Annotated in this window: 13 protein-coding genes; 11 read left to right on the top strand and 2 right to left on the bottom strand. The window is 40.0% G+C overall.

Going from position 1 to position 13992, the window contains the following annotated elements; genetic code table 11:
- The first annotated feature begins 4 nt into the window (after positions 1–4).
- The 9 genes from H6G83_RS28405 to H6G83_RS28365 all read left to right on the top strand — a co-directional run bounded on the left by H6G83_RS28405 (position 5) and on the right by H6G83_RS28365 (position 10851).
- On the top strand, positions 5–460 hold the full coding sequence (locus H6G83_RS28405) for a response regulator (protein WP_190478324.1): 456 nt from the start codon (positions 5–7) through the stop codon (positions 458–460).
- A 135-nt stretch (positions 461–595) separates the two neighbouring features.
- On the top strand, positions 596–1141 hold the full coding sequence (locus tag H6G83_RS28400; RefSeq protein ID WP_190478321.1) for a DUF1349 domain-containing protein: 546 nt from the start codon (positions 596–598) through the stop codon (positions 1139–1141).
- A gap of 834 nt (positions 1142–1975) precedes the next feature.
- Positions 1976–2296: a DMT family transporter gene (locus H6G83_RS28395; protein WP_190478319.1), complete on the top strand. Its 321-nt coding sequence runs from the start codon at positions 1976–1978 to the stop codon at positions 2294–2296.
- Positions 2297–2500: 204 nt separating this feature from the next.
- Positions 2501–3340: a class I SAM-dependent methyltransferase gene (locus H6G83_RS28390; RefSeq protein WP_190478318.1), complete on the top strand. Its 840-nt coding sequence runs from the start codon at positions 2501–2503 to the stop codon at positions 3338–3340.
- Between the two features lie 28 nt (positions 3341–3368).
- Complete coding sequence (locus H6G83_RS28385; protein ID WP_190478316.1) at positions 3369–4145, top strand: peroxiredoxin-like family protein; 777 nt, start codon at positions 3369–3371, stop codon at positions 4143–4145.
- Between the two features lie 107 nt (positions 4146–4252).
- Positions 4253–6841 (top strand): chloride channel protein, encoded by a 2589-nt coding sequence (locus H6G83_RS28380; protein WP_190478315.1) that lies wholly within the window; start codon positions 4253–4255, stop codon positions 6839–6841.
- Positions 6842–7775: 934 nt separating this feature from the next.
- The gene (locus tag H6G83_RS28375) at positions 7776–9176 is read left to right on the top strand and encodes a sugar porter family MFS transporter (RefSeq protein ID WP_190478313.1); all 1401 of its coding nucleotides are present in this window, start codon (positions 7776–7778) and stop codon (positions 9174–9176) included.
- A gap of 116 nt (positions 9177–9292) precedes the next feature.
- Entirely contained in the window at positions 9293–9682 is a 390-nt protein-coding gene (locus H6G83_RS28370; protein WP_242044886.1) for an MAPEG family protein, read from the top strand.
- 140 nt (positions 9683–9822) lie between these two features.
- Positions 9823–10851 carry a WD40 repeat domain-containing protein gene (locus H6G83_RS28365; RefSeq protein ID WP_190478307.1) on the top strand — a complete coding sequence of 343 codons (1029 nt, stop codon included), beginning with the start codon at positions 9823–9825 and terminating at the stop codon, positions 10849–10851.
- Here H6G83_RS28365 and H6G83_RS28360 read toward each other — a convergent pair.
- Together H6G83_RS28360 and H6G83_RS28355 are read right to left on the bottom strand one after the other, a co-directional pair.
- The gene (locus H6G83_RS28360; protein WP_190478305.1) at positions 10848–11549 is read right to left on the bottom strand and encodes an SDR family NAD(P)-dependent oxidoreductase; all 702 of its coding nucleotides are present in this window, start codon (positions 11547–11549) and stop codon (positions 10848–10850) included. The genes H6G83_RS28365 and H6G83_RS28360 overlap by 4 nt on opposite strands.
- Positions 11550–11617: 68 nt before the next feature.
- Entirely contained in the window at positions 11618–12403 is a 786-nt protein-coding gene (locus H6G83_RS28355; RefSeq protein ID WP_190478303.1) for an MGMT family protein, read from the bottom strand.
- A gap of 21 nt (positions 12404–12424) precedes the next feature.
- On the opposite strand from H6G83_RS28355, the gene H6G83_RS28350 reads away from it, so the two are divergent.
- Together H6G83_RS28350 and H6G83_RS28345 are read left to right on the top strand one after the other, a co-directional pair.
- Positions 12425–13360 (top strand): M48 family peptidase, encoded by a 936-nt coding sequence (locus H6G83_RS28350; RefSeq protein ID WP_190478301.1) that lies wholly within the window; start codon positions 12425–12427, stop codon positions 13358–13360.
- Positions 13361–13549: 189 nt separating this feature from the next.
- The gene (locus H6G83_RS28345) at positions 13550–13774 is read left to right on the top strand and encodes a DNA-binding protein (RefSeq protein ID WP_242044883.1); all 225 of its coding nucleotides are present in this window, start codon (positions 13550–13552) and stop codon (positions 13772–13774) included.
- The last annotated feature ends 218 nt before the right edge of the window (positions 13775–13992 follow it).

The following is a 13992-nucleotide window of genomic DNA, read 5'->3' as shown; positions in this document are numbered from 1 at the left end:
TACTATGTCACCTCATAATCAATTAAAAGTACTCCAAATCCTACTAGTTGAAGATTCCAAAAGTGATGCAGTCTTGATATCAGAAACTCTTAATGAGAGTAAATTTATCAATCAATTAAATATCGTTCGGGATGGAGTAGAGGCAACTGATTATTTATATAAACGCGGAAAATATACCCATGTATCTCGCCCTGATTTAATCTTGCTGGATTTAAACCTACCAAAAAAGAATGGTAGAGAATTGCTGGCAGAAATCAAAGCGGATGATAATCTCAAAACGATCCCAGTTGTTGTCTTAACCACTTCTTCTGATGAAGCTGACATTCTCAAGAGTTATAAGCTCCACGTTAATTGTTATCTTGTCAAACCAATTGATCTGGAGCGATTTGTAGAGATTGTCAGGTCAATTGAGAATTTTTGGTTAGCACTTGTTGAGTTACCTCCTCATGAGGATAATTAATACTATGTAAGTCAGTGGAAATAAAACAAATTATGTTAAAAAACGTAAATAGGCTGGAAACCCTTACCAATGACCAATGACTAATGACAGCCCTCACCGACTATCTTTAATTGCACCGTACTTAGTACAAAAATTATGACTCAGATGCAATGGTACAATAAACCTTCTACTTGGAATGAACAAGCTGGAGTTATTTCTGTTCACGCAGGTGCAAAAACCGATTTTTGGCAAAAGACTCACTATCATTTCATCCGTGATAATGGTAACTTTTATTATCAAGAAGTAAAAGGAGATTTCACAGTTAAAGTCAAAGTTATAGGAAATTATCAGGCTTTATATGACCAAGCCGGATTAATGGTTCGAGAAAACGAAAATACATGGCTCAAATGCGGAATTGAGTATGTTGAAGGGTTGCAAAACATCAGTGCTGTAGTCACAAGAGATTACTCAGATTGGTCGGTAGTTCCTTTATTGCAACCATCAACTGCCCTATGGCTGCACTTACAACGTCGCGCAGAAACAATAGAAGTACAATATTCTCTGGATGGTGAGAATTATCAAATGCTGCGACTGACATATCTTAGCCATGCAGAAATATTGCAAGTGGGACTAATGTGTGCTTCTCCACAGGGAGAAGGTTTTTTAGTTGTTTTTGAAGATTTCCAACTTACTCAACCATAGCAGTTTGATTAAATACAGCAGTTTCAATATTCGTGAAATACTGTAGAGACGTTACATGTAACGTCTCTACATTGTTTTGGGTTCTATGCTAGTACCTCATCTACCCAAAATATGCTGTAAGTATAAATAACTAGTTTTAAAAAAACTGGGAAATTGCAGTAAGTTAGAGATGATTTATAAAGTAAACATTAAATTGTAGTAGCGTGGCAAGGCTAAAATAGTGCAATAAGTTTCCTCTCTAACCTCTGTGTCTCTGTGCCTCTGTGGTTAATTAATGCAACATTTTAAGCTTGCCACGCCAGTAGTAGCGTGGCAAGGCTAAAATAGTGCAATAAGTTTCCTCTCTAACCTCTGTGTCTCTGTGCCTCTGTGGTTAATTAATGCAACATTTTAAGCTTGCCACGCTAGTAGTGGCGTGGCAAGGCTAAAATAGTGCAATAAAAAATCCGTTTTATCGGCGTTCATCGGCGTTCATCGGCGGTTTTTTATTTAAACCTATTGCCACATTTTAGTCCGGTCACGCCAGTAGTGGCGTGACCAAACTAAAATAGTGCATTATTTAAAAATCTCTCATCTTGTTCATCTGCGTTCATCTGCGTTCAATTTTCCCCAAACCTATTGCCACATTTTAGTCCAGTCGCGCTACTACTGGCGTGACCAAACTAAAATAGTGCATTATTTAAAAATCTATCATCTTGTTCATCTGCGTTCATCTGCGTTCATCTGCGTTCAAATTTATCCAAACCTATTGCCACATTTTAGTCCAGTCGCGCCACTACTTAATATTTACTTTATAAATAACCTATTATGAGTAATCAATTAGGAATTAAATAAATGTCCTGGCTTTTTCTATTTTTAGCAATTGCTTGCGAAATTTTTAGCACAACTTCACTAAAATTTGCCAATGGCTTTTCAAAACCAATTTACTTAATAGGTGCATTCGTTGGCTATCCTCTGGCCTTTAGCTTCTTTAGTTTATCTCTGAGAAACATAGAAATTAGTATTGGATATACTGTCTGGTCTGGTGTAGGAATTATGGGAACATCATTATTAGGTTCATTGATATTTAAAGAAAGCTTTAGTCCGATGAAAGTTTTTTTTATGACCTTGATTTTGGCAGGGGTTCTTGGCTTGATTCTAATTCAGGCTGAATAAAGCATTATCAATCAGAATAATTACAGCTTGGCAAAGTTAAAAAAACAAGTGTTTTTACTGTGATAGAAACATGAGTAATAAGGTAATTTAAGTTAGTCCTACGTGATATTTCTATCTGCTCATTTGAGCAGAAGTTGAATTACTGCAATATCAATGAAAACTTGGGATGTCTGTCGCACTATCTCATAATTTTAGGAAACGCTTATGACTTCTACTAATGAACTAGAAACAAAACTTTATGAAGCTTATGATACAGCCTATCAAGTTTTTCTGCAAAAATGGCTGGTAAATCGCCAAGTTGCTCTCGATTTGATCCAAAAACATTTACATCCCCAACCTCCACAAGTAGCGGTGTTAAGTGTAGGGGCTGGGCCTGGTGATTTTGATGTACAGGTAATACGTTTTCTTAAGCAACAGCTACCAAAGGATTTCACACTGCGCTATTTAGCTGTTGAACCAAACCCTTTCCATCGTCAACGATACGAAAAAGAAATTAACGTTCCAGAGTTCTCTGACGTTGAATTAAAGGTTTATCCAATAAAAGTCCAAGAGTTTCAGACAGATGAAAAGTTCGATATCATTCACTATACCCACTGCTTGTATTATATGCCCAATGATGAGCAGCAGATTATACGTCAAGGGTTGGAAATGCTTAAGGAAGATGGCTTCTTAGTGATTACTCTTGAGACCAGAGAAGCAGTGATATTTGAGACTATGTTTAAGTATGCTGCCTTCACAGGAGAAGGTTTTGCTGATATGCTAGAGATGGATAAAATGCAGACAATCGTTGAAGAACTGGGATTGTCGTATGAATTGATAAACTATCCAGAGTATCTGGATGTCCATCTGTGCTTTGAGGAGGCTTCTTCAGGAAGTAAAGCTTTATTGGATTTCTTTTGTCAGGCTGATTCTGATAAACTTTCTGCCCAACAGCGCGAAGAAATCTTAAGTCTGTTAGCGTCCAAGGTAAATCAACAAGATGGACGTGAACTTGTGTCTCTACCTTCGGCAACAATGATTATTCGTAAACAAATCGTTACATAGCCCTTGCTGAGTATTTGGAGGACAAAACTTGAATTCCTACACTATCATTAATCAGACCGAACTTCAGCGCGTTAGTGATGGCATGACCCGACCCCTACTAGAAAATTGCGGAACTGCTTCACATATCCTGATTTTAGTCTGGCCACAACTTGGGGATTTTGATAGTCTGGAATATGCTTGGTGGTTACAGCGCGAAACTAAAAAGTTGCCAGAGGAAAAACTGGCTATTCGTGCAGTGGGAATTGGCGATCGCAACTCTGGAACCAGATTTTGTGAGTATACAGGATTTCCCCCCGAAAAGTTATTTGTTGAACCTCATGCAGAACTACATCACAAACTGCAACTGTATTCAGGTTTAAATTTTTCTCTCCCTGGACTTTCTCCATCTGTGAAAGCTTGGCTCAATCTCATGTTAATGTGTGCTGGGATTGGCAGTCCGGGAACGCTAAGAGAGGTTTTTCGGGGATATAAAGGCGATCGCCAAGCGCCTCAACTTATACAAGATGATGAAATAATTCAAGGTACTCCTTTACCTGCTTTTCCAGGTTCGTTTTTTCGATTCGCTGGCGGAGGTGGATTTCAACGTCCCTTTGAATTAGCTACTCTACGGCTACGCAACATGGTGGAAGTCCTGAGTAATTGGCATATTTATGTTCCTAATTCTACCTACTTAACTCAGCGTGGGGGAACATTTTTATTTGATCACAAAGGGCAGTTAATTTACGAATATCGAGACCCAGGAATTCTTGGCTTTGCTGCTAACATGAGTCAGCCTCTATCATTTTTATCGGTGATTGACAATTAAATAGATTTTATTGTAGTTTCATTTTTTTAAGACAAACTATTAATTAGGTGAACGGTAAAACATTAAAGAAATTTATCATCACTTAATCAAAAGTGATTGCTAAAAATATGTTAGCTAGAAGTAAGATTATTTGGTTGAGGCTTTTGGGGCAAATGCTAAAACCTAAGCGTTTGGCTTTTGTTGAAGCCTGCGTGATTGGTTTGGTTTCTGGGCTGGCTGCAGTGCTTTTAGGACAGGCGGTAGACTGGGCTGGAGCATGGCGAGTACATCTTTCTTACCTGTATCCTGCCTTATTGGTGTTACCTGTGATGGGATTGTTAGGAGGAGTTTTAGCGGGTTGGCTGGTGGAACGCTTCGCACCGGCAGCCGCAGGTAGTGGGATGTCGGAAGTGAAGGCGGTATTGGCTCGTGTACCTATGCCGTTAAATCTGCGGATTGCTTTGGTAAAGCTGGTTAGTGCTACTTTAGTGTTGGGTGCGGGAATGCCTTTAGGGCGGGAAGGCCCAACTGTGCAGATTGGGGCAGCTTTGGCAAATCAGTTGAGTAATTGGGTTCCCACTTCTCCAGAACATCGTCGTCAACTCATCGCGGCGGGAGCGGGTGCGGGTTTAGCTGCGGCTTTTAATGCACCGATCGCCGGTGTACTGTTTGTCGTAGAAGAATTATTACAAGATGTATCGGGTATTACTCTGGGTACTGCTATTTTGTCCTCTTTTATTGCGGCGGTGATTTCTCGCCTCTACGGCAGTCACAGCTTAGATTTGAATGTAAATTTAGCAGTTTCTCATACCACCTTCTTCGCTCCAGAAATCCCTTTCTACTTGATTTTGGGAACGTTAGGTGGAATACTAAGTATTGTATTTAATCAAGGTATAATTGCTAGTCTGAAAATTAACCGTCGGGTGCTAAATCTGAGTTTACCTTGGCGGTTGGGAATTGTTGGGTTAGTTACTGGTGTGGCGATCGCATTATTACCCATGACCTTTCGCAATAATGCGGGGCTGAGAGAAATTTTACTTCTCGGTAATGCTAATTGGCTATTTGCAGCGATCGCACTTTTAGTCCAATTTACCCTCATCATCTTTACCTACGGTGCGGGAGCGCCAGCCGGGTTACTAGTTCCCACCTTAGTATTAGGAGCAGCCCTTGGCTACCTAGTCGGGGCTACAGAACAGAGTCTACTGGGGATGAGCGCTGCAACTACCTATGCTCAGGTAGGCATGGCTGCGTTGTTTAGTGGCGTGTCCAAAGTACCAATCACAGCCGTGATCATCGTCTTTGAGATGACCACGGATTTTAATTTGGTGTTACCGCTCATGATTGTATCGGTGATTGCCTATTTAGTCGCCGAAAAGTTTGACAAAAGGTCACTTTATGACCTGTTGCTGGAGTGGAAAGGCATTCACATCAGCAAACAACCGAGTGCAGAAGGGTTTTTATCACAAATCACAGCCGCAGATGTCATGCAACGGCGTGTGGAAACCCTATCTAGCCAAATGACGATTGAGGAAGCAGTGCAGGCATTTTCCCAATCTCACCATCGCAACTTTCCCGTTGTCAACAATGGTAAAGTTGTGGGAATCGTGGCACAGAAAGATTTAGTTGATATTGGTTCGCAACATTTAGGCGCAGATACGCCTATCAGTGAGATTATGACACCAGAGCCAGTGACAGCAACTCCCACAGCTACACTAGCTCACGTACTCCACCTACTTAATCGTTATCACCTCAGTTGCTTACCTGTGACAGAAGGTCGAAAATTAGTAGGAATTATTAGCCGTAGTGATATTATTCGTGTCGAAGCAGAGCGCTTAAATGGCAATAGCCCAGAAATAAAACCTCAATCAGCACCTTCTTATATTATTCATCAAACTCGCGCTCCGGCTACAGGCAAAGGCAGGTTGCTAGTACCGCTTGCACATCCACAGACAGCGCAGACTTTACTAGAAATGGCAGGTGCGATCGCCAAAGCTCACAATTACGAAATAGAATGCTTACAAGTAATTATAGTTCCACCTAACCGCATTCCCTCCCAAACACCTGTAGAAACAGCCAAAAGCCTCAGCCTGTTGCAGCAAGCAATATTATTAGGTGAAGATTGGCGCATTCCTATTCACACCCAAATTCGCGTCGCCCATAATGTAGCAGAGCCAATTTTAGAGGCGGTGAAAGAAAGACACATCGATTTGGTGCTGATGGGATGGAAAGGATGTACAGCCACTCCAGGGAGAGTTTTTAGCCGAGTAGTGGATACTGTAATTCGCCAAGCTCCTTGTCATGTGGTCTTAGCTAAATTGAATGATCAAAGAGTTTTTGACCGTTGGTTACTACCAATGGCTGGGGGGCCTAACTCTCAGCAAGCAATTAAATTATTACCTGCTCTGGCTTCTTTGAGTACATCACCCGAAATCAAGCTATGCCAAGTTTTTCCGCCTAGTGAATCAACTCCTGACACCAGATTACTAGAAAAGTCTGCTCACTTTCTCCAAAACCAAGTTAGAGGTACAGTCGTAGCTACTCCAGTCCAAGCCAATTCTATTTCTGAGGCTGTACTTGATTGTGCTGATCAAGACAACAGTGATGTGATTGTTTTGGGAGCTAGCCGAGAGAGTTTATTAAAACAGGTAATGCAAGGAAATATTGCCGAGAATATTGCTCGCAAGAGTCATTGCACAGTGATTATGGTCAAAACATAATCAGGGGTGGATTATGCAACTGATATTAGTAAATATTAAGTAGGGTGTGTTACGGCTATGTAAGGATTTGAGCGTTTGCGAAATTAGGAATTAGTTAGCCGTAACGCACCAGCAAATGGGGTGCGTTAAGCGCTGCTTTAACGCACCCTACTGGACTGTCTAGACTAAAATGTTGCATTATTCCTTTGTTGTAGGATGGGCATCTTGCCCGTCCGGTGCGGGCAAGATGCCCACACTACAAGATTTATTTTTATTGCACTAATTTAGTCCGGTCACGCTACTGGCGCGACCGGACTAAACTTGTGCATTAGTGAAAAATCTATCATCTTGTCATCTGCTTTCATCTGCGTTCATCTGCGTTCGATTTTTTCTAAATGTAATGCAACATTTAAGGCTAGACACGCCACTACATTTTAAGGTTTACTCTATAAATCATCTCTAAGTACATGAAGACATAGTTAGAAATTATATATTAGTAATTATTACTCAGTATTAGAAACTGTCACAAGACAGATTGGTGTGAATATCTATCGCTAGGAGAAGGTAGAACGCACCAGACGAAAGGCAGTATTAAATAAGAATTTTAACATAGTTAACTTTTCTACACATATATCGTTTGTTTCCAGTTTTTTTACTGAGAAAGTAAACGAATGTAACAAAAAAGGCGATGTCCAAGGACAAGCCGCTCTGCGTCTACGCAGCGACTTGATTAAGTATTGCCATTGGTACTTTTGTCAGCTGCACAAATGTTTTTCCATATGGCGACCAATAGCACAACAGCTATTAACCGTAACATCAACTTTTTTACATAGCAGTTGCTAGGTAAATCAGGACTCAGAGCAATCATAAAACTCTCATAACAAACAGCTTTTAAGCATATTCCCAATCCCCAATCCCCAGTCCCCAATCCCTTAATAATGACGAGATATAAAATATGACACTTACAACAGAACGACGTAAAACTAACACCTTGTATGTCATTTTGATTGCGGGGGCGGCGGCTCTCGGTGGCTTTTTGTTCGGGTTTGATACAGCAGTCATCAACGGTGCGGTTGCAGCTTTGTCCACCGCTTTCAATGCTAATAGTGTACTGACTGGACTGGCTGTGTCGCTGGCATTGTTAGGGTCTGCATTAGGAGCCTTCTATGCAGGGAAGATTGCTGACAGATATGGTCGAGTTAAAGCAATGGTAGTTGCTGCGGTATTTTTTACCATCAGTGCCATTGGCTCTGGAATTGCCTTTACTATTTGGGATTTTATCTTTTGGCGGGCATTGGGTGGGTTAGCAGTTGGTGTTGCTAGTGTGATTGCTCCAACATACATTGCAGAATGTTCTCCTGCCCATTTACGCGGAAGGTTGGGTTCTCTGCAACAATTAGCGATCGTTGTGGGGATTTTCATTGCTTTGCTATCTGACTACTTTATTGCTGTGTCCGCAGGTTCGGCCGAGTCACCATTTTTGTTTGGTATCGCCGCTTGGCGGTGGATGTTTTGGACGGAAATTCCTCCGGCGGTGCTGTATGGGATGGCTGCTTTGATGATTCCCGAATCTCCTCGCTACTTAGTTGCTCAAGGACGAGAACCAGAAGCGGCTAACGTGCTGAATAAGATTATTGGCGGTAACGTTATGGCAAAAATTGAGGAAATTCGCCAAACGGTGATGCGGGAACGCCAGCCCAAGTTTTCTGACCTGTTTACCAGAAGTGGCGGACTCTTGCCAATTGTTTGGATCGGCATTGGCTTATCTCTACTTCAGCAATTCGTCGGGATTAATGTCATTTTCTACTACAGCAGTATTTTATGGCGAGCCGTTGGGTTTTCCGAAAAAAATTCTCTGACGATTACGGTGATTACAGGTGCTGTCAATATTATTACTACATTGATTGCGATCGCCTTTGTAGATAAATTTGGTCGTAAACCTTTGCTCATTCTGGGTTCAATCGGTATGACTGTGACCTTGGGAACGATGGCTTATACATTTGCCAGGGCTTCAGTTGATGCGGCTGGTAATCCTACTTTAACAGGCAATGCAGGTATTGTGGCTCTGATCGCTGCCAACCTCTATGTATTTTGCTTCGGTTTCTCCTGGGGGCCTGTTACCTGGGTACTGTTAGGGGAAATGTTTAATAACAAGATTCGCGCTGCTGCACTTTCAGTTGCTGCGGCTATGCAATGGGTGGCGAATTTCCTTGTTTCCACAACATTTCCTCCCATACTACAATATTTCGGCTTGGGTTCTGCCTATGGTTTATATACAATTGCGGCGGCTATCTCACTCTTTTTCGTTCTCTTTTTTATTAGAGAAACTAAAGGAATTGAGTTAGAAGATATGTAATAGTCTTGCCCCAGGCTATTGCGAATTTTATCTTTAACCACTCTCACAATAACTGGCAAAAGAAGCGTTAAATTAACAGTAGTCGGCTTACCGGGGTGAAGTATATGATTTCAGATATGACAGTTCCTTTATGGGGTCTAGTAATTTTCATTGTCTGGACGATCGCTGTAGTTGTACTTCTACTAGCCGTGAGAATTCGCCATCTATCTACTGGCGGTTCACCAAAAGATTTTGGCATACAAAACGACGAAAGTTTGCTTTGGCGATTATATCGAGTCCAGGCTAATTTAGTAGAAAACTTACCTTTATATATAGGAGTTTTGTTTCTCCTGACAGTTCGTGGTGTATCTGGAACTGTGGTTGATTCGCTAGTTGTTGTGTACATCATATTTAGGCTTGTACATTCTCTAATTCACATAGCCGGAATTAATCCTCTATTCCGTCTTGTATGTTTAGTGATTCAGCTAGGTTGCTTGCTTGTTTTAACTACCCTTGCAGTTATTTAGCTAAAACAAAAATTCATCTCACATCCGTCAGGGCGGTGTGGGATGAATTGATGATGACACTTGCGTAAGTCCTAATATTGTGGAACAGGGTTTAGTTTCACGAGTCGAGTTAGATATCAAGCTTGAGAAACTTCCTAACTATGACTCTGAACCATATTTTGCACAATTACCTAACAGCTACCATTTTGGCTGTAGTCACCATCGCTGTTTCGGGTTGCAATACCTTGACTTCGGACAGTCAGGATTTAATTACGCGATCGCCAAAAAATAGCCAACTGCTTAATACTCTTTCCACCCAATCTGATGCTTGCTATTCAGTGGCTTATTCTCCAAACATCTCTCATACTCTTGCTAGTGCTGATAGTAAAACTGTCAAAGTGTGGAATCCTAACAAGGGTCGAATCTTGCACAGCCTATCAGGACAGGCTTGGGCTGTCAGCTTTAGTCCAGATGGGCAGATTCTTGCTAGTGGCTCTCAAGATGGTAGTCTGAATTTGTGGGATATCAAGAGTGGGAAACTCATCCGCACTCTTAAACATTCAGAACCAGTGATTGATGTAGTCTTTAGTCCAGATGGAAAGTACATCGCTAGTGGTCTTGATTTGGGGTCTAACATCAGATTGTGGAATTGGCGTACCGGAGAAATCATCCGCCTTAAGGATGATCCTGACGCTTATAAAATGGGATTTTCTCACATCAAGTATCAACCAACTTCTTTTAGTTCTGATAGTCAGACTTTGTTTGCCACAAATGCTTCCCAATCTGGGATTCAATCGTGGAATCTTCAGACTGGGAAGCGAACAGGCAATTTTGAGGCTAAATCATCGATAAATGCTGTCGCTATCAGCCCGGATGGAAACAATCTAGCTGTTGGTATTCGTGACAATGCTATTAAGCTGTGGAATGTTAGTAATGGTCAGCTAATTTATAATCTGATTGGTCATACGGGTGAAGTGAAAACTGTTGCTTTTAGTCCAGATGGAAAGCAGATTGCTAGTGGCTCTCAAGATGGCAGTGTTAAACTGTGGAATATTAGTACTGGCAAAGTCATCAGCACTTTTAGAGCGCATAAACAGCTAGTTTGGGCTGTTGCTTTTAATCCTGATGGCAAAACAATCGCTAGTTGTGGTCAAGATGGGACTATTAAGATTTGGCGCACCCCTATCTAAAAAGAGATGACTTGGCGATCGCGCAAAAACTTCCCGCTTATGTGGCTTGGAGCCTCAGTTGCTAACCAAATTGCTGTGTCTGCTCCTTGTTCTGGCGATCGCGGTGCTGATGCGCCTCCCATATCTGTCTTCACCCATCCCGGACACATGGCGTTAATCACGATCCCTTTGGCTTGCAAAGCTTGTGCTAACATCATTGTTGCCCCATTTAATGCTAGTTTTGATAGACAATAACTTGGGACATCAGCCGATAAACTTTCCAATGCTCCATACCCACTGGAAACATTAATCACTCTAGCATCCTGGGATTTTTCTAACAAAGGTAGAAATGCTTGCACCATGCGAATGGGGCCAAATGTGTTGGCGTTCATCGTCACATCAAGCAACTCACGGGAAATGGTGAGAATATTTACACCTTCATCTGGATACACCCCAGCATTATTAATCAAAACATCTAAGCGATCAATTTGTGGGTGCAAAGTTGCTACTGCTTGGTTAATCGAGTCGTCATCGCTAACATCTAACTCAATGGGAATCACCTTTGATTGCAGTTTTTGAGCAGCTTGTTGGGCGTGATCAAGTGAGCGGGATGTAATTATTACTTCATAACCTTTTGCTAGTAGACCTTGGGCGATCGCAAATCCAATTCCTCGGTTAGCACCTGTGATTAATGCGCGTTTGTCTTGTGTGGAATTCATTTTGAGTTCTACCTTTTTGAAGCAATAAATATTTCAATACAGCCCTGTCACCTGTCATCTGTCATCTGTCATTTGCTATAAATAGTTGCGTCTTGATATAAATATTTATTAATTTTTACAAAATGTTTATTAACAGTCCTAGATAAATTTGATTCATATAAGACTTCTATACTTTCAGACTCTAGTTTACTCTTTTGATTAGGGGCATATTTGATTAAATAACCTTGAGAGTCTAAAATTCTGTGGATTGGATAATTATCAGCAGATGTCTTTTTAAGATATGTGGGAATAGCCCTAAGATAACTTTTATCTACTCCAATTGCTGCCAGTATGTGTTTGTATGTTACTACTTTGCCTGCTGGTACTTTCAATATAAAATCGAGAAAGCGTTCATAAGGGTTTTCAGACAATGCTGGGAACTGAGCGGGTTTAATTTGAACATTATTTCCCACACGAATGATACCCGACTTGATAATTACACCTAACATACCTCTTTTATATTGCAGAGTTTTTAAAGAATCTACTAAATGAGCTATGCGTTTACATGGTTCACAAGGGAAAGTTAAACGAATAGCAGCCCCACTATCAAAAGTTATCAGAGAACCAGAAGTAAAATTATCAGATGTGATTCCTGCTATGACAATATTTTCCCGTAATTCTCCTGCGGGAATTGCCAAGTCTATAATATCTTCATGTCTGACAACTAAAACTTGTCTGGGACTGATGGGATTAGCATTCATATCTTCTGCAATACCATAACCTTCTTTTAAACTGAGTTCGTCAACTTGTCTCATTTCTGAACCCTGTTTATGTTTGAGAAAAAGGTGTAAAATAGAACCGTTCTTACTCAACATACATTAATAACTCACTTAAAAATGGATCATAAAATTATTTATTTAAAAAATATTAAAATCCAAGAAAATAATATTTTACAGGAAATTTTGCATTTAGCCTCAAATTTTCAGGAGAACTCATGGCGAATAAAACAACTACATCAAAGTTTAATTACAAAAGCAACAATAATTGAGAAAATATGTGCCGAACAACAAGCAACACCAGCAAATCTGGCTGACCAATCTCGTAAAATATACGCATGGCTCAAATTTTTAACAGATGAGGATTATCTCCACCTCCACGTAAAAAATACTTGCTATATGTGGAAAATGGCTAAAGATATTCTGAGTATGCGAGGTCAAAAACCACTGCAATTAATGATTGCCATAAATAATATAGCTGGGCTATATAAAGGTAAAATATCTACTAGCGCAGCTAGTATCATGGTTAGTGAAGGCTTTATCAATGCACCAAATGCAGTATTACAAGCGTTAGTAGAATCTGCACTTCTGGGTAAGAAACAAAAGAATACACAAATCATTCGAGAGTTTGCCAGTACAGAAGAGTACAGTAATGTTTTATTAGAGCTTGATTTGATTGCTGAGGTAATGGCAGAAAACCCACAAGGGAAGTTTTATAATCTTGATGAATTATTTGATAAAGTCAATCATGAATATTTCTTTTCCAGCCTTCCTAAACCGCGTCTAGCATGGAGTCGAATTAACACTTACCGTAAATTAGGACATTATGAGTCAGCTAGAGATAGGGTAGTGATCAGCTTAACTCTTGATGATGCTAAAGTACCTGAGTTTGTAGTTGAATTTGTATTGTATCACGAATTATTACATAAATACCACGGCACAAAGTGGGTGCAAGGAAAAAGAATGGTTCATACTAAAGAGTTCCGTGCTAGTGAAAGTCAATTTAAATTTTATAACGAAGCATCGGAATGGTTAAAGATATCAACATCTGGATAAAGTTATTTAAGAAATATCATATTTATATTGATTTCTCAGAATTAAAATATTGTTTTTTATTTTTTTGCAGACTTTCTTATTACAAAAATAATCTTGTAAAAACTCATGATTTTTTAGGCTGATCATTGCAGAGCCAATTGAGAATTAAAAATTTGGCAGATATTAGTTTTACCTTATGAGCTAAAAATGATGGATGAAAATAAACCTGAGCGGATACAAATTAATTTAGACTTGTCACCAGAATTGTATGAAACAATCAACAAGTTAAAACAACAGATTAATGGAGATACTGCTGAAATATTGCTAAAAGGAATCATCCTTTTAGAAGTAGCTCTAGAAGCAAAGCTACAAGGTAAACAAGTTTGGATTACAGACGATAAGCAAAACCTTGAATCTGAAATTGTAGGTATTTAATAGATGACAAGTGTAATAGATATCTCACAGAGAATTACTACTAAAGGTGAAAATCCTTTAATTGTATTCACAAAAAGCAAACAGTCTCAAGAAAATTCAAAACTTGAGCGTAGACTGCAAGAACTCAAGTTTAAACAGGAACTGAGAAAAGATTGGATTTTATTTATAGTTAGAGATGTAGTGATATATTCTACAATTATACTTTTCATTCTGGCGGC

Origin of the sequence: Anabaena azotica FACHB-119, assembly GCF_014697625.1 — a bacterium.
GTDB classification, from domain to species: Bacteria; Cyanobacteriota; Cyanobacteriia; order Cyanobacteriales; family Nostocaceae; genus Trichormus; species Trichormus azoticus_A.
This window is presented reverse-complemented; position numbering and strand designations above follow the sequence as displayed.

Coding starts and splice junctions, on each gene's coding strand:
- H6G83_RS28405 (WP_190478324.1), top strand. CDS start 5: ATGTCACCTCATAATCAATTAAAAGTACTCCAAATCCTACTAGTTGAA.
- H6G83_RS28400 (WP_190478321.1), top strand. CDS start 596: ATGACTCAGATGCAATGGTACAATAAACCTTCTACTTGGAATGAACAA.
- H6G83_RS28395 (WP_190478319.1), top strand. CDS start 1,976: ATGTCCTGGCTTTTTCTATTTTTAGCAATTGCTTGCGAAATTTTTAGC.
- H6G83_RS28390 (WP_190478318.1), top strand. CDS start 2,501: ATGACTTCTACTAATGAACTAGAAACAAAACTTTATGAAGCTTATGAT.
- H6G83_RS28380 (WP_190478315.1), top strand. CDS start 4,253: ATGTTAGCTAGAAGTAAGATTATTTGGTTGAGGCTTTTGGGGCAAATG.
- H6G83_RS28375 (WP_190478313.1), top strand. CDS start 7,776: ATGACACTTACAACAGAACGACGTAAAACTAACACCTTGTATGTCATT.
- H6G83_RS28370 (WP_242044886.1), top strand. CDS start 9,293: ATGACAGTTCCTTTATGGGGTCTAGTAATTTTCATTGTCTGGACGATC.
- H6G83_RS28365 (WP_190478307.1), top strand. CDS start 9,823: ATGACTCTGAACCATATTTTGCACAATTACCTAACAGCTACCATTTTG.
- H6G83_RS28360 (WP_190478305.1), bottom strand. CDS start 11,549: ATGAATTCCACACAAGACAAACGCGCATTAATCACAGGTGCTAACCGA.
- H6G83_RS28355 (WP_190478303.1), bottom strand. CDS start 12,403: ATGTTGAGTAAGAACGGTTCTATTTTACACCTTTTTCTCAAACATAAA.
- H6G83_RS28350 (WP_190478301.1), top strand. CDS start 12,425: ATGGATCATAAAATTATTTATTTAAAAAATATTAAAATCCAAGAAAAT.
- H6G83_RS28345 (WP_242044883.1), top strand. CDS start 13,550: ATGGATGAAAATAAACCTGAGCGGATACAAATTAATTTAGACTTGTCA.